This is a genomic window from Demequina sp. NBRC 110056 (genome assembly GCF_002090155.1).
In the GTDB taxonomy this organism is placed as follows: domain Bacteria; phylum Actinomycetota; class Actinomycetes; order Actinomycetales; family Demequinaceae; genus Demequina.
In genome coordinates, this window is sequence record NZ_BBRM01000003.1 from 63,703 (window position 1) to 89,262 (window position 25,560).

A 25,560-nucleotide genomic window follows, 5' to 3' on the forward strand; every position below is an offset into this window, starting at 1 on the left:
GCGCCCGGGCATGGCATGTCCAGGTGAGGCGCGCATCGGCTGATAATCAGGCGAGGCGACAGCCTCGTTGACCAAGCCCCCGGCACGGTTCCGGGGTGAGGGGAGTGGGCGAGATGCCCGGAGTGGTGATCGTCGGAGCCCAGTGGGGCGACGAGGGCAAGGGCAAGGCCACCGACGTGCTGGGAAGCCGCGTCGACTATGTGGTGAAGTTCAATGGCGGCAACAACGCCGGTCACACGGTGGTGATCGGGGACCAGAAGTTCGCCCTGCACCTGTTGCCGTCGGGCATCCTGACGCCCGATGTCACGCCCGTGATCGGCAACGGCGTCGTCGTCGACATCTCGGTGCTGTTCGGCGAGATCGACGCGCTCATCGAGCGCGGCGTCGACCCGTCGAAGCTGCTGATCTCGAACGCCGCCCACGTCATCGCGCCGTACGCGCGCACGCTCGACAACGTCACCGAGCGCTTCCTCGGCAAGCGCAAGATCGGCACCACGGGCCGCGGCATCGGGCCGGCCTACGCCGACAAGATCAACCGCCTCGGCATCCGCATGGGCGACCTGTTCGACGAGCAGCTGCTGCGCGACAAGATCGAGGGCGCGCTCGAACAGAAGAACCACCTGCTGGTGAAGGTCTACAACCGCCGCGCGATCGAGGTCGACGAGGTCGCCGACGAGCTGCTGCAGTACCGCGACCGCCTCGAGCCGATGGTGACGGACACGTCCCTCGTGCTCAACCAGGCGCTCGACCGCGGCGAGACCGTGCTGTTCGAGGGCGGCCAGGCGACGATGCTCGACGTCGACCACGGCACGTACCCCTTCGTGACGTCGTCCTCGGCCACCGCGGGCGGCGCTTCGACCGGCTCCGGCGTGGGTCCCACCCGCATCGACTCGGTGATCGGCATCGTCAAGGCCTACACGACCCGCGTGGGCGAGGGGCCGATGCCCACGGAGCTGTTCGACGAGAACGGCGAGTTCCTGGCACGGGTGGGTCACGAGTTCGGCACCACCACGGGGCGCCAGCGTCGATGCGGCTGGTACGACGCCGTCATCGCCCGCTACGCGTCCCGCATCAACGGCCTCACCGACCTGGTGCTCACCAAGCTCGACGTGCTCACGGGACTCGAGGAGATCCCCGTCTGCGTCGCCTACGAGGTGGACGGCGTCCGCTACGAGGAGCTGCCGCAGGACCAGGCGGCCTTCGCCGCCGCCACGCCGGTGTACGAGTACCTGCCGGGCTGGACCGAGGACATCTCCGCGGCTCGCGAGTTCTCCGACCTGCCGCAGACCGCGCAGGACTACGTCATGGCGCTCGAGAAGATCTCGAACTGCCGCATCTCCGCGATCGGCGTGGGCCCCGGCCGCGACGAGATCATCGTCAACCACGACCTGCTGCACGCTCGCGGCGAGTAGCTCAGGGCTTGCCGAGCCCGTCGATCCAGCGCACGACGGCGTCAGCCGAGCCGGGCTCGAAGCGGTAGTGGCGGGTGGTCTCGCATGGGATCACCGTCACGAGCTCGGCGCGCCGCAGCACCCCGAGGTGCTGTGACGCGCGTGCAGCGGAGATGTTCCACGCGAACTGCACGGAAGCGCTCAGGTCCATTGCCAGCGCCCCGTCATGGCGCAGCAGCTGGAGCAGGTAGCGGCGAGCAGGGTGAGCGAGGGCATCGAACACGGTGTCGAGGCTCACGCGGTCCTCGTCGCCATGGTCGATGGATGAGCGCATGCCACCGAACCTAGCCGTGGCGAGGGGTGCGAGCCCCGTTGTCCACAGGGGGATCGAGGGTTCATGTGGAGATGCTGTGAGGCTATTTCACTCCCACGTGAAATAGCCGCAAGACAACCCTGAGGCCCTCCGGGGAGCCGAGCCGTTCACCCGGCGTTCACCAGTGATCGCTAGCGTCGCAGGCATGTCGACCGATGACGCGCGGCGTGACAAGACGTGGCGGCTGCCCGTCGTCGACCCGCGCCACGACGGTCGACGGACCGGACTGGGCGCTGAGGGCGGCTCGTGGGCGCTCGCCGAGGGCAGGCCGCTCACCAAGGACGAGCGCAACTTCTACCTCGTGCAGGCACTCCACACCGCCTCGGGAGAGCCGACGCACCACCTGCGCGGCGCGCGACTGACGAGCACCGTCATCACCCTCGCTTCGACGCTGCGCTGGGAAGTCTGTGCTGGCGAGGGCCTCGTGGACTACGAGCCGGAGACCACCGCCGCGCCCGCGCGCAAAGGGCTGCTGCGGCGCGCGCCCAAGCCCTTCCGGCCCCGCGCGGCCGACTCCTTCAAGGCGCACGACCTTCCGCTCGTCATCACCTCCTTCGACGGAGTCGTGATGGCCCGCGAACCGCGGGGAGTGCTCACGTACCTGCAGGGGTCCATGCCGGGCATGTCGACGTCCGTGGGCTCCGGTGGGTACGGGACCGTGGCTGACCTCTACGAGGTCGACGATGCGGCCGATGCGCTCGCGGACCTCGCGGGACAGGTCACCCGGCACGGCTGGATCGCGTCGGAGCCGACGCAGCGAGCCCTCGACGCGGGCGACGTCGCCGTCGACCTGGAGGGGCATTCGATGGACGTCACCTCGGACGGCTCCACGTGGATCGTGACGGACATGAGCCGATCCGCCCCCGCCCGCGGATCGATCGCGGCTGTCGCGCCGCCCGGCGCGCTCGTCTGGCACGGCGGTGCTGATCGTGAGGGGCGCTGCATCGTCGCCGTCGTCTCGACTGGCGCGCCCGCGCGGCTCACGGTGGTGACCGACCTCATCCGGCCGCGCGGATGACGACAGAGATCCTTCCTCCAGCGCGCAGCGCCACGGCATTCCGCGCAGAGATCCTTCCTACACAAGGTACGGCTGGGGAATATGCTCTCGACATGAGGCGCTGGGTGGTGCTCGTGGCAGGCGTGATGACGTTGTGCGCCTGTGCTGAGAGCGCCCCGGGCGGCGACGGACCGCAGGTCGTCGCGAGCGGCTACGTCGAGAACCTGCCGCCCCCGTGCTTCTCCAACCCCATCGAGCTGCTGGGTGAGACGAGGTACGGGATCCCGAGCGACGATGTAGGAGACCTCGCGAGCACCCACCCGCTCCCGGCCGCGGACGACGACCCCGACGAGTCCGATGCCGGCGGCGTGCCCGAGCCGGAGGCGAGCATGGTCATCGCGGGCCAGCCGTCCACGCGCGGCACCGTCACCCACTTCGACGACGGCATCGCCCGCTTCGACGCCGCGACGGGCCACACCACGTGGTACACCACCGAGGAGACCTTCATCAGCGAAGCCTGCTGATCGCTACGCGTCGCTAGACTCGCTCGCGTGAAGGTACTGATCGTCGGCTCGGGGGCCCGCGAGCACGCGCTCGCCCGCTCCCTCCACCTCGACCCGAGCGTGACCGAGCTGCACGCGGTCCCCGGCAACCCCGGCATCGGCGCGCTGGCGACCCTGCACTCCCAGGACCCCAACGATGGCGCCGCGATCGCGGCGCTCGCGGTCAACGTGCGCGCGGACCTCGTCGTGGTCGGTCCCGAGGCGCCGCTCGTCGCGGGCGTCGCTGACACCGTGCGCGAGGTGGGCATCCCGTGCTTCGGGCCCACCGCAGCCGCGGCGATGCTCGAGGGCTCCAAGGCGTTCGCCAAGGAGGTCATGGCGGCGGCCAACGTGCCGACCGCGGAGCCGCGCGTGTGCACCACTCCGAGCGAGCTCGCGACGGCTCTGGCCGAGTTCGGCGCCCCGTACGTCGTGAAGGACGACGGGCTCGCCGCGGGCAAGGGCGTGGTGGTGACCGACGACCTCGCGCAGGCGACGGCGCACGGCGACGCGATCCTCGCCGCCGGCGGCACCGTGGTGATCGAGGAGTACCTCGACGGGCCCGAGGTGTCGCTGTTCTGCATCTGCGACGGCGCGACCGTGGTGCCGCTGCAGCCGGCTCAGGACTTCAAGCGCGCCTTCGACGGCGACGAGGGTCTGAACACCGGCGGCATGGGTGCGTACAGCCCGCTGCCGTGGGCGCCGCCCGGACTCGTCGAGGAGGTCGTGCGCACGGTCGCGCAGCCCACCGTCGACGAGATGGCACGCCGCGGCACCCCCTTCCAGGGCGTCCTGTACTGCGGCCTCGCGCTCACGAGCAAGGGCACCCGCGTGGTCGAGTTCAACGCCCGCTTCGGCGACCCCGAGACTCAGTCGGTGCTCGCGCGGCTCGAGACGCCGCTGGGCGAGGTGCTCCTCGCCGCGGCGCAGGGACGGCTGCACGAGCTCCCCGCCCTCCAGTGGAGCGACGACGCCGCGGTCACCGTGGTGCTCGCCGCCCACGGCTACCCCGAGGACGCCCGCAAGGGCGATCCGATCACCGGGACCGACGAGGCAGACGGCGTCGACGGCGCGCACGTGCTCCACGCGGGCACCGCGTTCGACGGAGACGGCAGCCTCGTGGCATCGGGTGGGCGCGTGCTGTGCACCGTGGGCGTCGGCGCGCACCTCGCCGACGCGCGCGCCACCGCGTACGAGGCCCTCAGCCACATCTCGCTGCCGGGTTCGCACCACCGCAGCGACATCGCGCTGAAGGCGTCCGAGATCGTGGCGGACTGATGCCCGGTCACGTCATCGAGCCCACCGCCCCGCAGCTGGACGGCTGGCGCCACGTCTACTCGGGCAAGATCCGCGACCTCTACGAGCCCGTCGAGCCCCATCCCCGCGGCGACGTGGTGCTGGTGGTCGCGTCGGACCGCATCAGCGCCTACGACTGGGTCCTGCCCACCGAGATCCCGGGCAAGGGCGGAGTGCTCACCGCGCTCAGCCTGTGGTGGTTCGACCAGCTCCGCGACATCGTCCCCAACCACACCGTCGAGGCTCCGGTGCCCGACGAGGCCGCCGGTCGTGCGATGGTGTGCCAGCGGCTCGACATGTTCCCGGTGGAGTGCGTCGCGCGCGGCTACCTCACCGGATCGGGCCTCGCGGAGTACCGCGAGAGCGGCACCGTGTGCGGCATCGAGCTGCCCCCCGGCCTGACCGACGGCTCCCGCCTTCCCGAGCCGATCTTCACGCCGGCCACCAAGGCCGAGGTGGGCGAGCACGACGAGAACGTGACGTTCGAGGCCGTGGTCGAGCGCATCGGCGCGGCGGACGCGACCGCGCTGCGTGACCTCACGCTGGCCGTCTACTCGCGTGCCCACGAGATCGCGGCCGACAAGGGCATCATCCTCGCCGACACCAAGTTCGAGTTCGGGCGCGACGGCGAGGGCCGCATCGTGCTCGCCGACGAGGTGCTCACCCCCGACTCGAGCCGGTTCTGGCCCGCGGACACGTGGGCGCCAGGGCGCGCGCAGCCGAGCTTCGACAAGCAGTTCGTGAGGGACTGGCTCACGAGCGGTGAGTCCGGCTGGGACAAGGCGAGCGACGCGCCGCCACCCGCGCTGCCCGACGACGTCGTGGAGCGCACCCGTCAGCGCTACCTCGAGGCCTACGACAGGCTCGCGAAGAACTAGGCGTTCTCGCGCGGGTCGTCGTGTGCAGCGAGGTCGACCGGCTTGCCCCCGATGGTGGGCACGCCCCAGCCGAACCGCAGCGAGGCGATGCGGATCGCGAGCACCACCACGATCGGCACCCAGATGACGATGGTTCGCTGGACCTCGAGCGCGATGAGCACGGCGTACAGGGTCGCCCCGGCGAGAGCGGCCGTCGCGTAGAACTGGCCGTTGCGCAGCACGTCGGGCACGTCGTTGGCGAGCATGTCGCGGATGATGCCGCCGCCCACGCCGGTGATGACGCCCATCACCGCGGCGGTGACGATCGATGCCCCGGCGTCGACCGCGATCCCAGCGCCGACGGCCACGAACACAGCGAGCCCGAGCGCATCGGACAGCTGCACGATCCGGTAGCGGTCGAGGCGGTCCGGCGGGTGCCAGCGCGCGAGCAGCGCGACCGCGAGCCCCACTCCTGCGCCCACGAGCAAGTAGCTGGGGCTCTCCATCCAGAACACCGGCACGTCGAGCAGCACATCCCGCAGCGTTCCGCCGCCGACGGCGACCATGCACGCGAGCACCACCGCGCCGACGATGTCCATGCGCTTGCGGCCCGCCGCGACCGCACCCGAGATCGCGAACGCCACGGTGCCGATGTACTCCAGGACGGTGCGCAGGGTCTCGAGCGCTGAGTCGATCAGCTCCGGGGCGTCGACCGCCGCCTGGATCCATGCGCTCATGGCGGCCAGCGTAACGGCGTGACCCAACGATCGAGGCGCGCGGTGCGTCATCACTTCAGCGATGACCATGGGCCCACGTTCGTCCTGAGCGGTACCTTCACGTGGAGAGTGGGCGCACTTTCGGAAGTACGGATGTGGAGACTTGGGAGGGCCGATGCGCGTGCTGGGAGGGGTGGTGGCGTTGAGTGTGGCGGTGCTCGCGGGGTGCGCGGCGCCCGGCGCCGACGGAGTCGACGGGACGCCGCCTCTCACGTGGGACGGGGACCTTGACCTCGGCGTGCCGGGCGAGCTCATCATCGCGAGCGGGGGCGTCGAGTACTACCCCGCGTGCGGCAACGAGGTGCTCGACTGGGCCGAGGACGACTACTACCCGTTCAAGCCCGCCGACACGGAGGGCTTCCCTGACCCCTCCAACCACCCGCCGCTCGACGTCGAGCCGAGCGCGACTGCCGCCGCCGCAACCCTGCCCGAGCGCACCGGCGACGCTGCACTGGGCTTCGCGCGCGCATCGGCGCTGCGCACTGCCCACGTGCGCACGGTCGCCGAGCCCGGGCCGGGCGACGACGTCGGCACCCTGGTCGTCTACGACAACGGCTTCGCCCACTGGACGTCGGACAGCGGCCGGCTCGAGACCTGGCTCACGACCACGCCCATCGAGTACCAGTGGGCGTGCTGAGACGCACGCCTGGGCGCGCACGCGCCGGGTAGACTCGGGCCCATGCCCACGATCGTCGTTCACGTGATGCCCAAGCCCGAGATCCTCGACCCGCAGGGCAAGGCCGTCGGCAACGCGCTGCCGCGCCTCGGCTTCGAGGGCTTCGCGGCCGTCCGTCAGGGCAAGCGCTTCGAGCTCACCGTCGACGGCGAGGTCACGGAGGAGCTGCTCGGCAAGGCCCGTGAGGCCGCCGAGACCATGCTGTCGAACCCCGTGATCGAGGACGTCGTCGCCGTCGAGGTCGTGACCTCGGAGGCCGCCAGCTGATGGCCCGCATCGGCGTCGTCACCTTCCCCGGCTCGCTCGACGACCGGGACGCCGCGCGCGCCGTGCGCCTCGCCGGCGGCGAGTCCGTCAACCTCTTCCACTCGGACGAGTCGCTCCAGGACGTCGACGCCGTGGTGCTGCCCGGCGGCTTCTCCTACGGCGACTACCTGCGCGCCGGCGCGATCAGCCGCTTCGCTCCGATCATGGAGAAGGTCGTCGACGCCGCGCACGGCGGGATGCCGGTGCTCGGCATCTGCAACGGCTTCCAGGTGCTCACCGAGGTGCACCTGCTGCCCGGCTCGATGATCAAGAACGAGCACCTGCACTTCATCTGCCGCGACCAGGTCCTGCGTGTCGAGAACGCTGAGACCGCATGGAGCTCGGACTACGAGGCGGGCCAGGAGATCACCATCCCGCTGAAGAACCAGGACGGCCAGTACGTGGCCGACGAGGCGACCCTCGACGCCCTCGAGGCCGAGGGCCGGGTCGCGTTCCGCTACGTGGGCTTCAACCCCAACGGCTCACGCCGTGACATCGCTGGCATCACCAACGAGCGCGGCAACGTCGTCGGCCTCATGCCGCACCCCGAGCACGCCGTCGAGGCCGGCTTCGGACCGGACTCGGTGCTGAACGGTCGCCGCGGCACCGACGGCCTGAGCTTCTTCACCTCGGCCATCTCCACCCTGGTGGCCGCCACGTAGCCATGAGCCGCCGCGAGAAGGTCATCGGCACCGTCGCCGACGCACTGCCCCAGCCTGAGGGCAGGCCTGTCCTGATCGCGATCGACGGACCGGACGCGTCGGGAAAGACCACGCTGCGTCGGGAGCTCGCGGCGCTGCTGCGCAAGCGCGGCCGCGACGTGGTCGAGGCGAGCATGGACGACTTCCACCATCAGGCCGACCACCGGTACCGCCAGGGGCGCACGTCCGCGCGCGGGTTCTGGGAGGACAGCTTCGATCACGAGGCGTTCATCGCCAAGGTGCTCGACCCGCTCGGCCCCGACGGAGACCGGGTGGTGAGCCTGCGCCACCACGACCTGGCGTCGGACGCGCTGCTCGACGGAGTTCCGGAGTTCTCGGTGCGGGATGACGTGACGCTGCTCGCCGACGGGCTGTTCATGCAGCACCCCGGGCTCGCGGATCGCTGGGACGCGGTGGTGTGGGTCGAGGCGCCGTACTCGGTGCGCTTCGACCGCATGGTCGAGCGCGACGGGCTGCCGCGCGACCCTGAGGACCCGCTGCAGCGCCGGTACTTCGACGGCCAGCTGATCTATCGCAGCGAGGTGGGGCCGCGGGAGCGCGCGCTCGTCATCCTCGACAACACCGATCCCGCACGGCCGCGGCTGCTGCCCCGCGCGGGCGACCAGGATGCGCCCCGGACGGCCTTGGGGCTGAGGGGCGCGTGATCGTCGAGTCCGTCGTGCTGCCGGTGATCCCGGGGCGCGAGCAGGAGTTCGAGGCGGCGTTCGCGGTGGCGGCTCCGCTGATCGCTCGCCAGCCCGGCTACGGCGGCCACACGCTGCGCCGCGGCATCGAGGAGCCGTCGACGTACCTGCTGACCGTCGAGTGGGAGTCGGTCGACGCGCACGAGAGGGGGTTCCGTGGCTCCGCCGATTACCTGGAGTGGAAGGGCCTCCTCCACCGGTTCTACGACCCGTTCCCCGTGGTGCTGCATTATGGCGAGCCAGTGGACTGACTTTGTATTCACGGCGGCGCCACTGCCGTAGGCTCGCGACCCGTGACATCACCAGCGATCTCCGAGTTCTGGGCCGCGCGTCGCGCCGCTGACCCGACGCTGCCCGAGGCGCTGCCGGAGGTGTGGGCCTTCGGTGCCACGCCCGCACACGCCGATGCCCTCCTCGCGCTCGTGCTCGCCGGCACGAAGACCGGCACGGCGAGCTCGCTGTGGGACTACGAGCACGCGGGCGATCCGGTCCCGGCCGCAGGTGACCTGAGCATCATCCTCGACGGAGCGGGCGCTCCGCAGGCGCTGATCGAGACGACGGCCGTCGCGACCGTGCCGTTCGACCAGGTGGACGCCGAGCACGCCGCCTCCGAGGGGGAGGGAGACCTCACCCTCGCGTACTGGCGCGCGGCGCACGAGCGCTACTGGCGCGAGCACTCCGAGGGCCCGCGGGGCTTCGAGCCCGACATGCCGGTGATCTGCGAGCGCTTCCGGGTGCGCTATCCCTGACGTCCGCCGCGCCTGAACGTGACGTGGGTGACGCCGCTCTCGGCGGCCTCGGTCGTGACGGCGAAGCCGGACTCGAGCCCACGCAGCCCCTCCCACAGGTTCTCTCCGCGCCCGAGCAGGAGCGGGACGACGGCCACGTGCAGGTCGTCGACGAGGCCCGCGGCGAGGAAGCTGCGCACCGTGCGGGCGCCGCCGCCGATGCGCACGTCGGCCCCGGCCGCAGCCTCGCGGGCGTGGGCGAGCGCGTCCTCAGGGGACGCGTCGAGGAAGTGGAAGGTCGTCCCGTTCGCAAACTCGAGGCTTGGCCGCGGCGCGTGCGTGAGGACGTAGACGGGCACGCGGAACGGCGGCTCCTCGCCCCACCAGCCCCGCCAGTCGGGGTCGTCGCCGTGCTGGTGCAGCCCGAACATGCCGGCGCCCATGATCTCGGCGCCCAGCTCCTCGAAGTAGCGCGTCGCGTACGCATCGTCGACGCCCGTGGTGCCCGAGCCGTCCGCGATGTGCAGCACGCGCTCGCGGAACGTGCGTGTGGCGACGTAGTCGCCGGTGAGCCTGCCCCAGTCCTCGCCGAAGGGGTTCTCCGGGGTCTGGTCGGTCGTCGTCATGAAGCCATCGAGCGAGATGTTCAGATCCACGCGCACGCGCGTCATGGGTGACTCCCTCCGTCGGGGTGCGGGGCGGGGGCTCCGTCCCGCACCATGGTCTGCTGGTAGGTGATCTCACCGCGGTGCCGGACGCCGGGGATCAGCACCGCGGGACCGTGGTCGACGTAGCCGTGGCGCGCGAAGAAGCGCCGCGCCCGCTCGTTCTCGACCTGCGTCTGGAGGAAGCAGCCCGGCGCTCCCGCGGCCTCCAGCCGCGCGTGCCACGCCTCCATGAGCGCGTCGCCTACGCCGGTGCCGCGTGCCTCGGGCACCAGGTCGATGTGCAGGTGCGCTGGCCACCGCGGGTCGTCGAGCTCGCGCGCCGTCGGCCGCCGTCGCAGCCATGCGCCCGCCGCGTCGCGCATCGCGCGCGTGAAGAAGGCCCGGGTGTCGCGGCGCCGGAACAGCTGGTGCTCACGCATGGCTGCGTCGATCAGCTCGGACTCGGACGGGAAGGACGCGGTGCCGAGCGAGCCCGCGAGGTACCCGACGACCGCGCCGTCCGTCACGGCCAGGAGCAGCGACTCCGGCTCGTGGTCGATGTACGGGTCGAGGTAGACCGCGGCCTCGGACGGCGCATCGCCCCACAGGGCGCCTGCGGGCGATCCCTCGGACGCACGCGTGAACACGTCTTGCAGCCCGTCCCGCAGGTGTGGCGCCGCGTCGGCGTAGGCCACGACCGTCGTCATGGGCTCATCCTAGGAACGCGGCGCCTCCCGGGGCGGTCAGCGCCCCGGGAGTCCTCGCAGCGCCGATGCCGGGGAGGGGCCCGCGTGGTCCCCGCTCAGGCGGTCGCGCAGCTCGGTGAGGGCGCCGAACGTGCGGTGGTTGAAGTCTGCGCCCAGCTGGTTGGGGATGGTGACGAGCACCGTGTCCGCGGACTGCACCGCCTCGTCCTCGCGCAGCTCGGCCTCGATCTTGTCGAGGTCGCCCACGTAGGTCTTGCCGAACGTCGCGATGAAGTTGTCGATCTGGCCCACCTGGTCGCGGTTGGCGCCCAGGCGGTCGCGCTCGAGGGTCGTGCCGAAGTACATGCGGGTCTCGTCGTCGATGATGGGCATGATCGAGCGCGAGATCGACACGCGAGGCGTGCCGCCGTGGCCGGCCTCGTTCCAGGCCTCGCGGAACGCCGCGATCTGACGGGCCTGGATGACCCCCAGCGGCTCCCCGGAGCCGCCCTCGACGAGCGTCGACGACATGAGGTTCATGCCGAGCTCGCCGACCTTGCGGGCCGACTCCTCGCCGCCCGCGCCGTACCAGATGCGGTCGGTCAGGCCCGGGGAGTGGGGCTGGATGGGCAGCAGCTCGCCTGCGAGGCCGTGCGCCCGCGCGCCCGGCCTTGCGATGCCTGCCCCGGAGATCGCCTCTCGGAAGCGCGCGATGCGCTCGGCGGCGTCCTCGACCGGGAGCTTGCCCACGGGCAGGGGATAGCCGAACTCGCCCGGGCCGTCCGCGGCGGGCTCGGGTGAGCCGCGGCTCACGCCCAGCTGCAGCCGGCCGTCGCTGATGAGGTCAGCGGTCGCCGCCGCCTCCGCCATGTACAACGGGTTCTCGTAGCGCATGTTGATCACGCCCGTGCCGAGCTCGACGCGGCTCGTGCGCGCGCCCATGGCGGCGAGCAGCGGGAAGGGCGACGAGGTGTTCTGCTCGAAGTGGTGGACGCGCAGCCACGCGCCGTCCATCCCCGCGTCCTCGGCCGCCTCGGCGAGGGCGATCGTGTCGTGCATGAGGTCGCTCGCGGTGCGCACCTTCGACCCGGGCGCCCCGGACCACCAGCCGAAGCTCAGGAAACCGATGTTGATCATGGGCGCTGAACGTCCGCGCAGCCTCCCGGCATTCCTGCCTCAGGCCGCGGGAGGCGGCGCGGTGGTGCGGTAGATCCGGACGTAGGTGTGCGTCCAGCCCGCGATGAGCACCGCGAAGATGCTGATCGCGACGTAGGGCTGGATCGCGACCGCCCATGCCGGCGGGTCCTCGAGGTTGAGGATGATCACGACGAACGAGACCACCGCGACGACGATCAGAGGGATCGACACGAGCGTCGCCCAGCGAGGTGCGGGCGCTCGCCAGAAGTAGCGCAGCGCGGTGCGATGCCTGCTCGTCGCCATGGAGACCCCCCCCCTCCCACTCGAGGCGCACTCACGCCCCGACGGCGCCATCGTCGGCCCCAGGATAGCCACGCCTCCTTAGACTCGCTCCATGAGCTCCGCCGATCCGACCGTCCTCGACCCGCGGATCGGGCGCCGCGCTCCCGAGGACCTGGACGAGTTCCAGCTCGCGGAGAGCAGGCCCGACTACCGGGTCGACATCGAGCGCATCCGCTTCTCGCCGTACTTCTCGCGGCTGTCCGCCGTCACCCAGGTCATCTCGCAGTCGGGCGCGGGCCTGGCCGTGCACAACCGCCTCACGCACTCGGTCAAGGTCGCAGCCGTCGCCCGCGCGATCGCCATGCATCTGCACCGCGACACCGGGCCGGTGGGTGCGCTCGTCGGGCAGCTCGGCGGCTGCGATCCCGTGGTGGTCCAGGCGGCGGCGAGCGCGCACGACGTGGGCCACCCACCCTTCGGCCACCTCGGCGAGCGTGCGCTCGACCGTCTCGCTCGCGACAGGTTCCGGCTGCGCGAGGGGTTCGAGGGCAACGCCCAGACCTATCGCATCCTCACCCGGCTCGACGAGCACGACACTGCCGGGGTGGGCCTCAACCTCACGCGCGCCGTACGCGCCGGGGTGCTGAAGTACCCCTGGCTGCGCGGCCAGGGCGGGGAGCGCCGCGGCGGCCCCAGCAGGAAGTTCTCGATGTACGTGGTGGACGCGGCCGATGCGCTCGACGCCCTCAGCGCCTATCCCCAGATCGCGCAGGGGCAGCAGACGCTCGAGTGCTCGGTCATGGACATCGCCGACGACATCGCGTACTCGCTGCACGACCTCGACGACTTCTATCGCGCGGGCCTGCTCAACCAAGCCACGATCGCGGGCGAGTTCCGCGAGTGGCGCCGCGAGCTCGGCGACATCCGCGCGCTCGACACCGCGACCCTGCGCGACACGAGCCGCTCGCCCGGCCACTCCCTCGAGCTGCTGTGGCGCCGCCTGGAGGACCGCGACCCGTGGATGGCGGACGCCGAGGCGTTCGACGCTGCGGTCGCGAAGGTCACCGAGGAGGTGGTCGAGGGGCTGCTGACGGTGCCGTTCGACGGCTCGCTCGCCGCCGATCGCTCGCTCGCGCGCTTCACCACCGAGTGGATCCGTCACCTTCAGTCGTCGGTCGAGGTGCATCGTGAGCCCGACCATCGGTCCGGTCACGTGTCTCTCGACCGCACCGCCTGGCACGAGGTCGCGGTGCTCAAGTTCTTGCACGAGCGCTTCATCCTCGACCGCCCGGACCTGGCCGTCTACCAGCGCGGACAGGCGAGCGTGCTCGAGCGGCTGGTCGACGGGTTCGCGGCCTGGCTCGACGATCCGCATGACGTGCGTCGCGCGCCGCGGCGGCTGCTCGACCTCGTCGACATGGCCACCGAGGACTACCTCGCTGTCCGCCGCGAGCGCCCCGAGGCGCTGCCCGATGTCGACGAGGAGGAGCTGCGGCGCCGCTCGCTCGGCCGGGGCGTCATCGACTACGTCGCCGCCCTGACCGACGCCCAGGCGACGCACCTCGACGCGCTCGTCGCCGGCACCACCGAGCGGCTCTGGGACGCCGGCCAGGGCCTGTGACCCCTTCCGCCCCGCACCGGCGCTCCTAGACTCTCGTCATGCTGACCGTCCGCCGCGTCGAGCCCGACGACGCCGACGCCCACGCGCTGTGGAAGGCGCAGGAGCGCGACCTCGCCGAGCGCTACGACGAGCCCGACCTCGAGCTCGAGACGGTGTTCCCCACGCTGGTGGGGTCGTGGGTGGGGTACGCGGAGGATGGGTCGCCGGTAGCGTCGATCGTCGCGCGTTGGTCGCCCTACGAGGAGACGCGGCCGGGCGACGTCGAGATCAAGCGGCTGTGGGTCGAGCCAGCGCATCGTGGTCACGGGCACGCCCGGGTGATGCTGGGCACGGCGGAGCAGGCGGCTCGGCGCGCGGGGGCGACGCGGCTGATCCTCGAGACCGGCACCGGCCAGCCCGAGGCGATGGCGCTGTACGAGTCCTCCGGCTGGCTGCCGCTCGCGCCCTACGGCGAGTACCACCAGGAGCCCGACTCGCGCTGCTACCAGCGGCATCTGCCCACGCGCGTGCTGGTCGTCAACGGCACGATGGGCGCAGGAAAGACCACCATCGCCGCGGCGGTCCACGACCTGCTCGCCGAACGCGGCGCGCACTCGGGGTACGTGGACGCCGACTTCCTGTGCCAGGCGGAGCCCCACGCGGATTCGGACCCCTTCAACCAGCGCCTGCTGTTCGCGAACCTCGCGGCGATCGCCCCGAACTACCGCGCCGCGGGTTTCGGCTTCATGGTGGTGCCGCGCGTGGTCGAGGACGCCCGGGACCGCGACCGCTACGCGCACGCCTTCGCGGACCCGGACGCCGGCGCCGCCGAGGTCGCGATCGTGCGGGTCGACGCGCCGGAGGCCGTGCGGCTGGACCGGCTCACCGCGCGCGAGCCCGAGGGGTACTGGCGCGACCACTCCCACGCGCGCACGGTGGAGCTCGATGCCATCCTGCGCGAGCTCGACGGCGACGACGCGGTGGTCGACAACGCGGGCGACCGCGATCGCCTCACCGTGGCGGCCGAGGTCTTGGAGGCCGCGGGCTGGTAGCGCTGCGATCCGACCCCCTCCGAACCCCGCGAGTTGGATCCATTTCGCTGTTCTGAGGACCTAAGCCAGCGTTTTGGATCCATCTCGCTGGTGCTGGGGAGCGCCGATGCGCGGGCTGGGCTCGCGCCTCAGCCCAGGAGGGCGTCGCGCCAGTCGGGCTCGTGCGCGCGGATCCAGCGGGCGTCCGCCTCCCACACCTCGCCGACGCCCCGCTCCCACAGCTCGAGCCAGGGCGACTCCCCGGTGGCGCGCATCTGCGCGAGGTAGTCGTGCATCCGCTCGGACCGCAGCGACAGCAGCGGCAGCAGCCGCTCGCGCTCGGCGTCGTCCAGGCCGTAGCCGTCGGCGAAGGCTCGCATGCGCTCGGCCTGGCTCGCGAGCTCGAAGCCCTGGCCGTGCAGCGGCGCGAACGCGTGGATCGCGTGGGCGATGTCCCACAGCCGGGTGCCGGGAGCGGCGGCGTCCCAGTCGATCGCGACCAGTCGTCCGTCCGGCGCGATGACGAGGTTCGACGGCGCGATGTCCTGGTGGATGATGACGTCCCCGCCCGGGCCGGGCAGGCCGTCGAACCACTGGGCGTCGGCCGGAGGGACGAAGCTCGCGAGGGCGTCGTGCATCTCACGCATGAACGCGCCGATGCGCGCGGGGTCGAGCGCGCCCGCCGGTGCGTCCGCGTGGTCGGCTCGGGTGCCGTCGACCCACTCGACGAGGTGGCGGCCCTGCGCATCCCAGCCGAAGCTGCGCGGCGCCCCACGGAAGCCGACGGCCTCCAGGTGGCTCAGCAGAGCGTGGATGGCGCCGGTGTACGGGTCGGGCGCCTCGAGCGACACCTCGCGGCGCGCGATGCGCAGCGGCAGCTCGCTCGCGGAGTCGTCCCGCTCTGGCCGGTAGGCCCTGCCCCGACGCGGCGCCGAGGACAGCGGCGACAGCGGATGCGCGCTCACGGCAGGCTCGGCGGTCGCGTCCGCTCGCGGTGTGCCGGCCCGCGACGCGCTGGACCCGGAGGTGCCGGCGGTCGGGCTTCCGGGCAGGTCCGCGAGAGCCGGCACCCCGGAGTCGCTGAACTGCTGCCGTGCGGCGTGGATCGCGGCGAGCGCCCCGGCAGCACCGCCGCGCGCGCGTCGCGGCTCGGACTGCTGGGGCGGGACGGGTGGTCCGTCGCCGGCCGTGGTCCGCGGGCGAGGAGCCGATGCGCTCGCGGAGCTCTCGGCGGACCTCGCCGGCGAGGCGGGCTCGGCTGCGGGCACGGGTGGAGTCGCCCCGGCCGAGGTCGTCCCGGTGGGCGCACCGCCAGCCGCTTCCCGACGGGTCGCTGCCCCACGGGCTTCCGCCCCGCTGGTTGCCGCCGCCGCCGTCGACGCCGCCCCGGGCGCGCCGTCGCGGCGTCGCGTGCGCCGGCTCGGGAGCGGTGCGACGTCCGCCGCGGCGGGCGGCTCGGCGGGTGCGGGTGCAGGCGGTGCCATGCCATCTGCCGCGGCTGGCGCGTCCGCGACGGCCTCGTCGGGCACGGACCGCTCAGGTGACGTCGGCACGGGCTCGGGCGAGCGCATCGGCGCTGCGGAGGCCACCGCGGGTACGACGGCAGGTGCCGCTGCGGCGTCGGCCACGTCGTCCACCACGCGCGGCGGCAGGGTGATCGGCTCGGGCTCGGGCGGGGACGTCCGCACGCGCGCGAGCGTGGGCGCGGCCTCGCCCGACTCGACCAGGCGGCGCCGCAGCCGCCGGCTCATGAGCGACATGCCCATGTACGGCCCGGCGATGCCCACGGGGGCGGGCCACGCGGGCGTCGCGATGCGCGGCACCGGGCGGTCGTGGCGGATGCCGCGCCAGCGGTCGAGCATCCACTCGATGCCCTCGAGGCTGTCCAGCAGGCGTGGCTCGGCGTCGTCGGCGCTGTGGCCCTGGACCGCGATCTGACCCTCCCAGCCGGACGCCATGAGGAGGTGAGCGAGCTTGCGGTCGAGGCGCCCGGCGCCCCACGGCAGGATCTTGCGGCCGGTCTGCACGCCGTCGGCGTCCATGCCCGACAGCGCCACCGCGACGAGGTGCTCCTGCATGGTCGCGAGCACCTCCGCGAAGCGGTGCGCGTGGTGGTGCCCGTGCTGGAGCTGGTAGGCGATGCCGACGTTGCGCAGTCCGCGCGATCCGAGCTCCTCGATGACCTCGACCTGGTTCTCGGGCTCGCCGAACCACCCGAGATGGTTGGTGAGGGCGAGGCACATGCCGTGCTCGCGGGCGAGCAGCGCGAGCGGCTCGAGGTGATCGGCGGAGCGGCGCACGCGGGCGCGTTGGATCCGGGGCGACAGCCGCGCAGGGGTCCCCTCCTGGCCGAACTCGACGCAGGTCCACAGGTCCGGCCGCATTCCGCGGGCGTGCAGCGACTCCACCTGCGCCGTGATGTGGGGGTCGATGACGCCCAGCGCGGCGTCCGCGTCGGGCGCCCCCTGGTCCGCGAGCGGCATGGGGCACCACAGACCCACCACGTCGATGCGACGCGCGGCGAGGGCGTCCATCTCCTCCTCGAAGCGGAGCATGTGGTCCTCGCGCCAGTCCCACACGATGCGGGTCAGGCCGATGCGCTCGAGCATGGCCGCGCGCTCGGCCGGGGTGCGGTCGGGGAAGTCGTAGGCGACGATGCGCGCGGCCGCGATCTGGGCACGCTCCGCGCACGCCCCCTGTCCGGCGGGCGTCTGCGCAGGGAAGCCTGCGCGCGTCGCCGTTCCCATGTGCCCCTCAGCTCATCGATCCTGGGCTGTCGCGCCTTCGAGCCCAGTCTTGCGCCCAGGCTAGCCGCGCGACACGCCTGTGTGAAGAAGTGCATTCCCGGTCGGGAGGGGTGTTCGTCCAGGTATGGGGCGGTTCGGGCCGATGCGCTTGCCGCGTCGCAGGGCTCCGCGCGAGTGCGCGGCGACGCCCCCTCAGTCGGCGAGCGCGAACTCGAGCGCCGCGTCGACGTGGAGCGCGAGGGAGTCGAAGTACGGGTCCTCGACGTCCTCGGCGGTCAGCACCATGGGGATCTCGGTGCAGCCCGAGATGACCCCCTGAGCACCGCGGCCACGGAGGTCCTCGTAGACGCCGCGCACCCACGCGGGCGCGTCGTCGGGCACGATGCCCCGCGCGAGCGACCCGTAGATGAGGTCGTGGACCTCGCCGAGCACCGGCTCGTCGGGCACGATCGTGGTGATCCCGCGCGCGGCCATGTGATCGCGGTAGAACGGGTCGCGCATCGTGTAGCCCGTGCCGAGCAGCGCGACCGTGTCGAGGCCGGCCGCCGCGATCGCGTCCGCGGTGGCGTCGAGCATGTGGATCAGCGGGACGTCGATGGCGTCGACGACCGCGGGCGCGACCTTGTGCATCGTGTTGGCGCAGATGAGGATCGCCTCGGCGCCGGCGTCCTGAAGCCGGCGCGCGTCCCGACCGAACGTCGCCCCCAGGCCGTCCCAGTCGCCGCCAGACTGCGCATCGGCGATCTGCTGGAAGTCGTACGAGCGCACCAGCAGGTCCGCCGCGGACGAGCCGCCCAGCCGCGCGTTGACGCCCTCGTTGAGGAGGCGCTCGAACTCGAGCGAGGAGTGCCAGGTGATGCCGCCGAGCAGGCCGAGGGTGCGGGGTGTGGTGCGCATCTGCTCACCGTAGCCCGACCCCGGTGGTGGGGTCTCGCGTCAGGCGAGCCGGCGGCTCGTGCGGGGGGCGCCCGTGATGGCGGCGATGATGTCCTCGTACGCGGTCTCCGCGGCGATGAACGAGCCGTTGTTGCGGCCGTGCCGGAGGACCTCGATGCGGTCGGCGACCGCGCGGATGTCCGTGAGGTTGTGGCTGATGATGACGACGCCGAGGCCCATCGACCGCAACTGCTCGATGTGGGTGAGCACCTCCGCGGTCTGCGCCACGGACAGCGACGAGGTGGGCTCGTCGAGCACGATGATGCGCGGCTTGCCCACGAGCGTGCGGGCGATCGCGACGCACTGGCGCTGGCCCGCCGTCAGGTGAGCGACGGGGGTCCGGGGCGACGGGATACGGGCGTTGAGGTCCTTGAGATAGCCGCGGGCGAGGGTCTCCATGGCCTCCTCGTCGAGCAGGCCGCGGTCCGGCAGCTCCTGGCCCAGGAAGATGTTCGCGGTGACGTCGAGGTTCTCGGCGAGCGCGAGCTCCTGGAAGACGGTGGCGACGCCGTTCGCGCGCGCGGCGCGCGTGGTGAAGGTCCGGACCTGCTCTCCGTCGATCTCGAGGGTGCCCTCGTCAGGGGCGTGGACACCGGCGATGACGCGGGCCAGGGTGGACTTGCCGGCGGCGTTGTCGCCCACGAGGGCGACCACCTCGTGGGCGTCGACCTCGAGGTCGACGTCGACCAGCGCCTGGACGGCCCCGAAGTACTTGCTGATGCCCCGCGCGCGGAGCAGTGGCGTCGCTGCCATGAGCTCCTCCTTGTTCGACTGCTGAGTCTCGACCATCTCAGACCGCCCTCGCCGTCACGTGCGCGAGGTCGGCCGCAACGGCAAGTCCACCGTAGAGCTCCGCGTCCAGCCCGAGTTGCGCGGCCTGCACCTCGAGCGCCGTTCCCTGGGCGAGCGGCACGCGCCGGCGGACCGCATCGCGCAGCGGCTCGAGCACCAACGGACCCGCCTGGGCGAGCTCGCCGCCCACGATGATGAGGCGCGGGCCCAGCGACACGGCCGTGTTGGCCGCGACGGTGCCGATCGCCGCGCCGGCGTCGATGATCACCTGCTGGCAGCCCGGGTCGCCGTCGGAGGCGAGGTCGAGCACGTCCGTGAGCGTCAGCGATCCGCGCGAGTGTCGCAGCGAGTCCACCAGCGCCTGCGCGCCGCACACCGTGTTGAGGCACCCGCGGGACCCGCAGCGGCAGATCGGTCCCTGCGCATCGACGAGCGCGTGGCCGAGCTCGCCGGCGAGCCCGCGGTGGCCTTGGTGCAGCGCACCGGCCACGATGACTCCGCCCCCCACGCCATACGAGGCGCGCACGTAGAGCAGGTCGGAGGCGCCGCGGGCGGCGCCGAAGCGCAGCTCGCCGAGCGCACCGAGGTTCGCATCGTTGTGGACGGCGATGGGCGCGCCGATGCGTCGCTCCAGCACCTCGGCGACGGGGATGTCCTCCCAGCCGCGCAGGATGCCGGGCACGGAGATGCGGCCCGTCGCCGGGTCGACGGGCGCCGGCAGGCCGACGCCGACGGCGAGCACCTCCGACAGCGAGGACCCCAGCCCGTCGACGAGCTCCGCGACGAGGACGGCGGCGCGGTCCAGCGTCGTGTCGTGGCGATGATCGACGGGCAGCGGCAGCGAGCGCTGCTCGAGGAAGTCGAAGCTGGAGTCCGCGATCGCGAGGCGCATGGTGCGCTCGCCGACGTGGACGGCGACCAGAAGCCCAGCGCGGTGCGCGATGGTGACGAGCTGCGCGCGACGTCCGCTGCGGATGGTGTGGCGCGTCTCGACGACCCCGGTCTCGAGCAGCTGCTTGACGATGGTCGACACGGTGGCGGGCGACAGGCCCGTGGCCTGCGCGAGCTCGACCTGCGTGATCGATCCGAACTGGCGGACGGCGTCGAGCAGCCGCTCGCTGTTGGCTTCGCGAAGGGACGACTGAGAGCCCGAGGTCCCTCGCATCGTCGCCATGGCGGCATAGTACAGAAGCGGTGGGTGCCGGCATAGGGGCATTGCGTTCGATAAACGAACGCAAATCGGGACGCTGAGGGCCTTGAATTCAGCCCTTTCGGCCCCTCGTTCGCCCGTTTGTGGCTCGAAGTGTCCGATTTGGCGGTCCAGCGGCACCCCAGGGCCGCTCAACGGCCCCCGAACGCTGCGTTGAGTTCTCGAACTGTCACGGATTGGTAACGCTTGAGTTCGAGACTTGACGACAAGGTGGCCGCGGTCCTAGCGTCATGACTCGCTGAGAACGCTCTGAGCAAGGGCTCTTGCACAACGAAGTGGAGTAGCAGTGACGACGTCGCACATCAAGCTCGAGATGCGCTCGATCACCAAGGAGTTTCCTGGGGTCAAGGCGCTCGATCGCGTCGACCTCACCGTGCGCGCCGGCGAGATCCACGCGATCTGCGGCGAGAACGGCGCCGGGAAGTCGACGCTCATGAAGGTGCTGTCGGGCGTCTACCCGCACGGCACCTACACCGGCGACATCGTCCTCGAGGGCGAGACCGTCGAGTTCAAGGACCTCAAGGCCTCGGAGCGCGCGGGCGTGGTGATCATCCACCAGGAGCTCGCGCTCATCCCCGAGCTGTCGGTGATGGAAAACATCTACCTTGGCAACGAGGTCGTCCACCGCGGCCTCATCGACTGGGACCAGGCCCGCCTCCAGACCCTCGACCTGCTCGCCCGCGTCGGCCTCGACGTCGACCCGCGCACGCCCATCAAGAACCTGGGCGTCGGCCAGCAGCAGCTCGTCGAGATCGCCAAGGCGCTGTCGAAGGACGTGAAGCTGCTCATCCTCGACGAGCCCACCTCGGCGCTCAACGAGGACGACTCGGAGAACCTGCTGGACCTGCTCCGCGGCTTCCGCGGCAAGGGCATGACCTCGATCATGATCAGCCACAAGCTCAACGAGATCGAGGCTGTCGCCGACGCCGTGACGATCATCCGCGACGGCCAGACCATCGAGCGCCTCTCGGCGGCGGACGGCGAGCTCGACGAGGACCGCATCATCCGCGGCATGGTCGGCCGCGCGCTCGAGTCGCGCTACCCGCACCGCGACCCGAACCCCGGCGAGGTGCTGCTCGAGGTCGAGGACTGGAATGTCGAGGACCCGACCATCCCCGGCCGCATGCTCGCCCGTGGCTCGTCCTTCACCGTGCGCCGCGGCGAGATCGTGGGCTTCGCCGGCGTCATGGGCGCCGGACGCACGGAGCTCGCGCGCTCCGTGTTCGGGCGCTCGTTCGGGATCTACCGCTCCGGGACCGTGCGCATGCACGGCAAGGAGATCACGATGCCCACCGTCGAGTCCGCCATCAAGAACGGCCTCGCCTACGTGCCCGAGGACCGCAAGACGCTGGGCCTCAACCTGCTCGACTCGATCCGCGACACCATCGTCGCCGCGGACCTCGACCGGATCACGCCGCGCCTGCTGCTCGACGACAACCTCGAGTTCCAGGCAGCGGAGAAGTACCGGAAGTCGCTGCGCATCAAGACTCCCGACGTCAACCGCGGCGTCGCGACCCTGTCGGGCGGCAACCAGCAGAAGGTCGTCCTGGGCAAGTGGATGTTCACCGAGCCCGAGCTGCTCATCCTCGACGAGCCCACCCGCGGCATCGACGTGGGAGCGAAGTACGAGATCTACTCGCTCATCAACAAGCTCGCCGACGAGGGCAAGGGCGTGCTCATGATCTCGTCCGAGCTGCCCGAGCTGCTGGGCATGTGCGACCGCATCTACACCGTGTGCGAGGGTCGCATCACGGGTGAGGTGCCGGCCGCCGAAGCCGACCAGGAGTCGCTGATGCGCCTCATGACCACGACCACGTCGTCCGCCGCGTAGGCGCCGAACCGTCAGACCACGACCGCAGAACACGCAGAAGGAAGCACGAGACAATGAAGTCATTGAGAGGGATCTTCGGCGGGGACATCCGCCAGTTCTCGATGTTGGGTGCGCTCGTCGCTCTCATCTTGTTCTTTCAGGTGGCGACCGGGGGCAAGGTCCTCACGCCGTCGAACATGATGAACCTCATCAACGGCAACTCCTATGTCCTGATCCTCGCGATCGGCATGGTGATGGTGATCGTCGTCGGGCACATCGACCTGTCGGTCGGATCCGTGGCCGCCGTGACGGGCATCATCGTCGCGATCGCGCTCAGAGACTGGGGCATCCCCTGGTGGGTCGGCCTGCTGCTCGGCCTCGCCGTCGGGACGGTGATCGGCATGTGGCAGGGCTGGTGGGTGGCCTATGTCGGAATCCCAGGATTCATCACCACATTGGCCGGCATGATGATCTTCCGCGGCCTGAACCAGTACATCGGCAAGTCGAACTCGGTGCCCGTGCCTGAGGAGTTCCAGACGATGGGCGGCGGATATCTGCCGGAGATTGGGCCAGCGACAGGGTTCAACAACCCGACGCTGCTGCTCGGCATCCTCGCCGCGGCCTACGTCATCTGGAGCGAGGTCTCCAAGCGCCGTCGTGCCGCTCGCGTGGGCTTCGAGCCCGACCCGATCTACGTCGCGGTGATCCGCGCGGGTCTGCTGGTCGCCGTCATCGCCTACGTGACGTACCTGTTCGGCACCGGGCGTGAGGGGACCTCGTTCCCGATCGCGGGCGTCATCCTCGTCGCGCTGATCGTGATCTACCACATCGTCACCCAGCGCACGAAGCTCGGCCGCCACGTCTACGCCGTCGGTGGCAACCGTGCCGCCGCCGCCCTGTCCGGCGTGTCGACCCGTCGCACGTACTTCTTCGTCATGGCCAACATGTCGGTGCTGGCGGCCTTCGCCGGCATGATGTTCATCGGCCGTGCTCGCGCCTCCGGCCCGTTCGACGGCACGCTGTGGGAGCTCGACGCGATCGCGGCGGTCTTCATCGGCGGCGCCGCCGTCACCGGCGGCATCGGCACCGTGACCGGCTCCATCATCGGTGGCCTCGTCATGGCGACGCTCAACAACGGCCTGCAGCTCATGGGCGTCGGCTCCGACGCGACGCAGATCATCAAGGGCCTGGTGCTGCTCGCGGCGGTCGCCTTCGACGTCTACAACAAGACGCAGGGCCGTCCGTCGATCATCGGACTGCTGTTCCGCCGTCCGCCGCGCCCGCCGGGCAAGGACTCGGACGGCGCGCAGGAGCCGGCCCTCGCCGTCGCAGGTGGCGGCTCGGCCGCCGCCAGCACCATCGGCGCGGTCCAGGACCAGACCACCGCGACGCACACCGCGGAGCCGGGGGCCGCAGGCCACCCGGAATCACCAGAGACGTCGCACTCACAGCCGAGTGCGCGGGAAGGAAACGAGGAGAGATGAGCAAGACTTTCAAGGGAGTGGCCGTGTTCGCGGCTGCGAGCGCCATGGTGCTCGCAGGTTGCTCCACCGACCGCGGCGGGTCCGACGAGGAGTCGACCGCCGGTGCCACGGGCGGCTCCAGCGATGGAGGCGTCTGCATCGAGGAGGGCGCTGCGATCGGCGTCGCCCTTCCCCAGAAGACCTCCGAGAACTGGGTTCTCGCCGAGGAGCTCTTCAACGACGGCCTCACCGAGGCGGGCTTCACGCCCATCGTCCAGTTCGGCAACTCGGGCGTGACCGAGCAGCAGAACCAGATCTCGGCCATGATCGAGCAGGACGCTCAGGTCATCGTCGTGGGTGCCATCGACGGCTCGCAGCTGGGTTCGCAGCTCGAGGCGGCGAAGGACTCCGGCGCGAGCGTCATCGCGTACGACCGTCTCGTTCTCAACACGGAGGCCGTGGACGCGTACATCGCGTTCGACAACTTCCGCGTGGGCGAGCTCCAGGGTGAGGCGCTGCTGCAGGGCCTCGCCGAGCGCAAGGGCGACGGTCCGTACACCATCGAGCTCATCGCGGGCTCGCCGGACGACGCCAACGCCACCCCGTTCTTCGAGGGCGCGATGAGCATCCTGCAGCCCAAGATCGACGACGGCACCCTGACCGTCGGCTCGGGCCAGACCACGTTCGAGCAGGTGGCGACCGCTGGATGGCAGGCGCAGAACGCCCAGACCCGCATGGACACCATCATGTCGGGCACCTACTCGGGTGACACCGAGCTTCACGGCATCCTGTCGCCGAACGACACGCTCGCTCGCGCGGCGCTGACGTCGGTGGACCAGGCCGGCAAGGACGTCCCGGTCATCACCGGCCAGGACTCCGAGGTCGAGTCGGTCAAGTCGATCGTCGAGGGTGTGCAGTACTCGACCATCTACAAGGACACCCGCGAGCTGGTGGCGCAGACCATCGCCTCGATCGAGGAGCTGGCCGCGTGTGGCGAGATCCCGGTCAACGACACCGAGCAGTACGACAACGGCGTGAAGGTCGTGCCCGCGTACCTGCTCGACCCGAAGATCGTCACGCAGGAGAACGCTGCTGAGGTCTACGCGAACGACGCGACCCTCGGGCCGCTCACCGAGGGCTGACCCTCACGTAGGACAGCCACGGCCCCCGGAGCGATAGAGGCGCCCCGGGGGCCGTGGTGCGCCTAGTCCACCACAACCCGCGCGCCGGTGGTCGATTCTCGTCGCTCACGTCTCCTAGATCAGCGAGTTGGATCCATTTCGCTGTTCTAGGGGCGTGAATCAGCGAGAACGCACCGCCAGGGGCGGTCTGCAGCGCCGATGCGCTCGCCGGCTTCCAGCGCACTGGAACCTTGACGTACAGTCGAGGGATGCGCATCGGTGAGCTCGCAGAGCAGGCGGGGGTGACCGCCAAGACGGTCCGGTACTACGAGTCGATCGGGCTGCTGCCCGACCCGGGCCGGTCGCCCTCCGGCTACCGCGACTACGACGAGGACGCCTCGCAGCGCTTGCGGTTCATCCGCGACGCCCAGGCGGCGGGGCTGACCCTCAAGGAGTCCCGCACCATCCTCGACATGAAGGCCGAGGGACACGGCACCTGCCAGCACACGCGTGCCCTGCTCGACCGCCACCTCGCGGACATCGACGCGCAGATCGCGTCCCTCGAGGCCGCGCGTGCGGAGCTCGTGGCGCTGTCCAGCCGCGCCGACATCCTCGACCCGGCCGACTGCACCGACCCCCAGCGCTGCCAGGTGGTCCCGGTCGACTGACCCAGCGACCGCATCGGCCCGCCGGCCCTCCGACTCTCCTCCCCTCCAGCACGAAAGTGGGCCCACTTTCATCATGGAGCCGA

The 25,560-nt window shown here is 71.2% G+C and carries 27 protein-coding genes; 17 read left to right on the plus strand and 10 right to left on the minus strand.

The annotated features are described in order from the left end of the window. Positions 1 to 113: 113 nt before the first annotated feature. Positions 114 to 1,412 (plus strand): adenylosuccinate synthase, encoded by a 1,299-nt coding sequence (locus tag B7K25_RS04725; RefSeq protein ID WP_084104881.1) that lies wholly within the window; start codon positions 114 to 116, stop codon positions 1,410 to 1,412. Between the two features lies 1 nt (position 1,413). Here the strand turns inward: B7K25_RS04725 and B7K25_RS04730 are convergent, their stop codons facing one another. After that, a complete protein-coding gene (locus B7K25_RS04730; RefSeq protein WP_084104577.1) occupies positions 1,414 to 1,725 on the minus strand; it encodes a helix-turn-helix transcriptional regulator in 312 nt (103 codons plus the stop codon). Between the two features lie 184 nt (positions 1,726 to 1,909). Here B7K25_RS04730 and B7K25_RS13680 point away from each other — a divergent pair, with 184 nt between their 5' ends. The 4 genes from B7K25_RS13680 (at position 1,910) to B7K25_RS04750 (ending at position 5,477) form a co-directional block, all read left to right on the plus strand. After that, a complete protein-coding gene (locus B7K25_RS13680) occupies positions 1,910 to 2,782 on the plus strand; it encodes a hypothetical protein (protein WP_159450114.1) in 873 nt (290 codons plus the stop codon). A gap of 92 nt (positions 2,783 to 2,874) precedes the next feature. Further along, a complete protein-coding gene (locus B7K25_RS04740; protein ID WP_144018852.1) occupies positions 2,875 to 3,285 on the plus strand; it encodes a hypothetical protein in 411 nt (136 codons plus the stop codon). A gap of 27 nt (positions 3,286 to 3,312) precedes the next feature. After that, positions 3,313 to 4,581: a phosphoribosylamine--glycine ligase gene (purD, locus tag B7K25_RS04745; protein WP_084104580.1), complete on the plus strand. Its 1,269-nt coding sequence runs from the start codon at positions 3,313 to 3,315 to the stop codon at positions 4,579 to 4,581. After that, the gene (locus B7K25_RS04750; protein WP_084104581.1) at positions 4,581 to 5,477 is read left to right on the plus strand and encodes a phosphoribosylaminoimidazolesuccinocarboxamide synthase; all 897 of its coding nucleotides are present in this window, start codon (positions 4,581 to 4,583) and stop codon (positions 5,475 to 5,477) included. Before purD ends, B7K25_RS04750 begins: the two co-directional genes overlap by 1 nt. Here the strand turns inward: B7K25_RS04750 and B7K25_RS04755 are convergent. Then, positions 5,474 to 6,193, minus strand: coding sequence for a trimeric intracellular cation channel family protein (locus tag B7K25_RS04755; protein WP_159450115.1), 720 nt, complete (start codon positions 6,191 to 6,193; stop codon positions 5,474 to 5,476). The genes B7K25_RS04750 and B7K25_RS04755 overlap by 4 nt on opposite strands. A 154-nt stretch (positions 6,194 to 6,347) precedes the next feature. Between B7K25_RS04755 and B7K25_RS04760 the strand changes: the two genes are divergently transcribed. The 6 genes from B7K25_RS04760 to B7K25_RS04785 are packed head-to-tail and all read left to right on the plus strand — an operon-like array spanning position 6,348 to position 9,368. Beyond that, a complete protein-coding gene (locus B7K25_RS04760; protein ID WP_159450116.1) occupies positions 6,348 to 6,869 on the plus strand; it encodes a hypothetical protein in 522 nt (173 codons plus the stop codon). A gap of 42 nt (positions 6,870 to 6,911) precedes the next feature. Then, complete coding sequence (gene purS, locus B7K25_RS04765) at positions 6,912 to 7,175, plus strand: phosphoribosylformylglycinamidine synthase subunit PurS (RefSeq protein ID WP_084104584.1); 264 nt, start codon at positions 6,912 to 6,914, stop codon at positions 7,173 to 7,175. Then, entirely contained in the window at positions 7,175 to 7,876 is a 702-nt protein-coding gene (purQ, locus tag B7K25_RS04770; protein WP_084104585.1) for a phosphoribosylformylglycinamidine synthase subunit PurQ, read from the plus strand. Before purS ends, purQ begins: the two co-directional genes overlap by 1 nt. Before the next feature lie 2 nt (positions 7,877 to 7,878). After that, a complete protein-coding gene (locus B7K25_RS04775) occupies positions 7,879 to 8,580 on the plus strand; it encodes a hypothetical protein (RefSeq protein ID WP_084104586.1) in 702 nt (233 codons plus the stop codon). Next, positions 8,577 to 8,870 carry an antibiotic biosynthesis monooxygenase gene (locus tag B7K25_RS04780; protein WP_084104587.1) on the plus strand — a complete coding sequence of 98 codons (294 nt, stop codon included), beginning with the start codon at positions 8,577 to 8,579 and terminating at the stop codon, positions 8,868 to 8,870. Before B7K25_RS04775 ends, B7K25_RS04780 begins: the two co-directional genes overlap by 4 nt. Before the next feature lie 42 nt (positions 8,871 to 8,912). Beyond that, positions 8,913 to 9,368 (plus strand): ASCH domain-containing protein, encoded by a 456-nt coding sequence (locus B7K25_RS04785; protein WP_084104588.1) that lies wholly within the window; start codon positions 8,913 to 8,915, stop codon positions 9,366 to 9,368. Here B7K25_RS04785 and B7K25_RS04790 read toward each other — a convergent pair. From B7K25_RS04790 to B7K25_RS04805, 4 genes are read right to left on the minus strand one after another with little or no spacing between them, the layout of a single operon-like run. Beyond that, positions 9,359 to 10,018: a dihydrofolate reductase family protein gene (locus B7K25_RS04790; RefSeq protein ID WP_084104589.1), complete on the minus strand. Its 660-nt coding sequence runs from the start codon at positions 10,016 to 10,018 to the stop codon at positions 9,359 to 9,361. The two genes, B7K25_RS04785 and B7K25_RS04790, sit on opposite strands and share 10 nt — an antisense overlap. Beyond that, positions 10,015 to 10,701, minus strand: coding sequence for an N-acetyltransferase (locus B7K25_RS04795; protein WP_084104590.1), 687 nt, complete (start codon positions 10,699 to 10,701; stop codon positions 10,015 to 10,017). Before B7K25_RS04795 ends, B7K25_RS04790 begins: the two co-directional genes overlap by 4 nt. Positions 10,702 to 10,737: 36 nt before the next feature. Beyond that, the gene (locus tag B7K25_RS04800; protein ID WP_084104591.1) at positions 10,738 to 11,817 is read right to left on the minus strand and encodes an LLM class flavin-dependent oxidoreductase; all 1,080 of its coding nucleotides are present in this window, start codon (positions 11,815 to 11,817) and stop codon (positions 10,738 to 10,740) included. A 39-nt stretch (positions 11,818 to 11,856) separates the two neighbouring features. Further along, positions 11,857 to 12,120: a hypothetical protein gene (locus tag B7K25_RS04805; RefSeq protein WP_084104592.1), complete on the minus strand. Its 264-nt coding sequence runs from the start codon at positions 12,118 to 12,120 to the stop codon at positions 11,857 to 11,859. A 91-nt stretch (positions 12,121 to 12,211) separates the two neighbouring features. Between B7K25_RS04805 and B7K25_RS04810 the strand changes: the two genes are divergently transcribed. Together B7K25_RS04810 and B7K25_RS04815 are read left to right on the plus strand one after the other, a co-directional pair. Next, complete coding sequence (locus tag B7K25_RS04810) at positions 12,212 to 13,720, plus strand: deoxyguanosinetriphosphate triphosphohydrolase family protein (protein ID WP_084104593.1); 1,509 nt, start codon at positions 12,212 to 12,214, stop codon at positions 13,718 to 13,720. 38 nt (positions 13,721 to 13,758) lie between these two features. Beyond that, a complete protein-coding gene (locus tag B7K25_RS04815; protein WP_084104594.1) occupies positions 13,759 to 14,751 on the plus strand; it encodes a GNAT family N-acetyltransferase in 993 nt (330 codons plus the stop codon). Between the two features lie 128 nt (positions 14,752 to 14,879). Here the strand turns inward: B7K25_RS04815 and B7K25_RS04820 are convergent, their stop codons facing one another. The 4 genes from B7K25_RS04820 to B7K25_RS04835 form a co-directional block, all read right to left on the minus strand. Beyond that, positions 14,880 to 17,477: a hypothetical protein gene (locus B7K25_RS04820; protein WP_084104595.1), complete on the minus strand. Its 2,598-nt coding sequence runs from the start codon at positions 17,475 to 17,477 to the stop codon at positions 14,880 to 14,882. 192 nt (positions 17,478 to 17,669) lie between these two features. Then, entirely contained in the window at positions 17,670 to 18,374 is a 705-nt protein-coding gene (locus B7K25_RS04825; protein ID WP_084104596.1) for an aspartate/glutamate racemase family protein, read from the minus strand. Positions 18,375 to 18,413: 39 nt separating this feature from the next. After that, positions 18,414 to 19,166 carry an ATP-binding cassette domain-containing protein gene (locus B7K25_RS04830; RefSeq protein WP_084104882.1) on the minus strand — a complete coding sequence of 251 codons (753 nt, stop codon included), beginning with the start codon at positions 19,164 to 19,166 and terminating at the stop codon, positions 18,414 to 18,416. A gap of 37 nt (positions 19,167 to 19,203) precedes the next feature. Further along, positions 19,204 to 20,379: an ROK family transcriptional regulator gene (locus B7K25_RS04835; RefSeq protein WP_084104597.1), complete on the minus strand. Its 1,176-nt coding sequence runs from the start codon at positions 20,377 to 20,379 to the stop codon at positions 19,204 to 19,206. Positions 20,380 to 20,728: 349 nt separating this feature from the next. Here B7K25_RS04835 and mmsA point away from each other — a divergent pair, with 349 nt between their 5' ends. From mmsA to B7K25_RS04855, 4 genes are all read left to right on the plus strand, one after another. Beyond that, the gene (gene mmsA, locus B7K25_RS04840) at positions 20,729 to 22,246 is read left to right on the plus strand and encodes a multiple monosaccharide ABC transporter ATP-binding protein (RefSeq protein ID WP_084104883.1); all 1,518 of its coding nucleotides are present in this window, start codon (positions 20,729 to 20,731) and stop codon (positions 22,244 to 22,246) included. Between the two features lie 53 nt (positions 22,247 to 22,299). After that, positions 22,300 to 23,709, plus strand: a complete 1,410-nt coding sequence (mmsB, locus tag B7K25_RS04845) for a multiple monosaccharide ABC transporter permease (RefSeq protein ID WP_084104598.1) — start codon at positions 22,300 to 22,302, stop codon at positions 23,707 to 23,709. After that, complete coding sequence (locus B7K25_RS04850) at positions 23,706 to 24,830, plus strand: sugar-binding protein (protein WP_084104599.1); 1,125 nt, start codon at positions 23,706 to 23,708, stop codon at positions 24,828 to 24,830. Before mmsB ends, B7K25_RS04850 begins: the two co-directional genes overlap by 4 nt. Before the next feature lie 248 nt (positions 24,831 to 25,078). Further along, positions 25,079 to 25,477 carry a heavy metal-responsive transcriptional regulator gene (locus tag B7K25_RS04855; protein ID WP_084104600.1) on the plus strand — a complete coding sequence of 133 codons (399 nt, stop codon included), beginning with the start codon at positions 25,079 to 25,081 and terminating at the stop codon, positions 25,475 to 25,477. Positions 25,478 to 25,560: the final 83 nt, after the last annotated feature.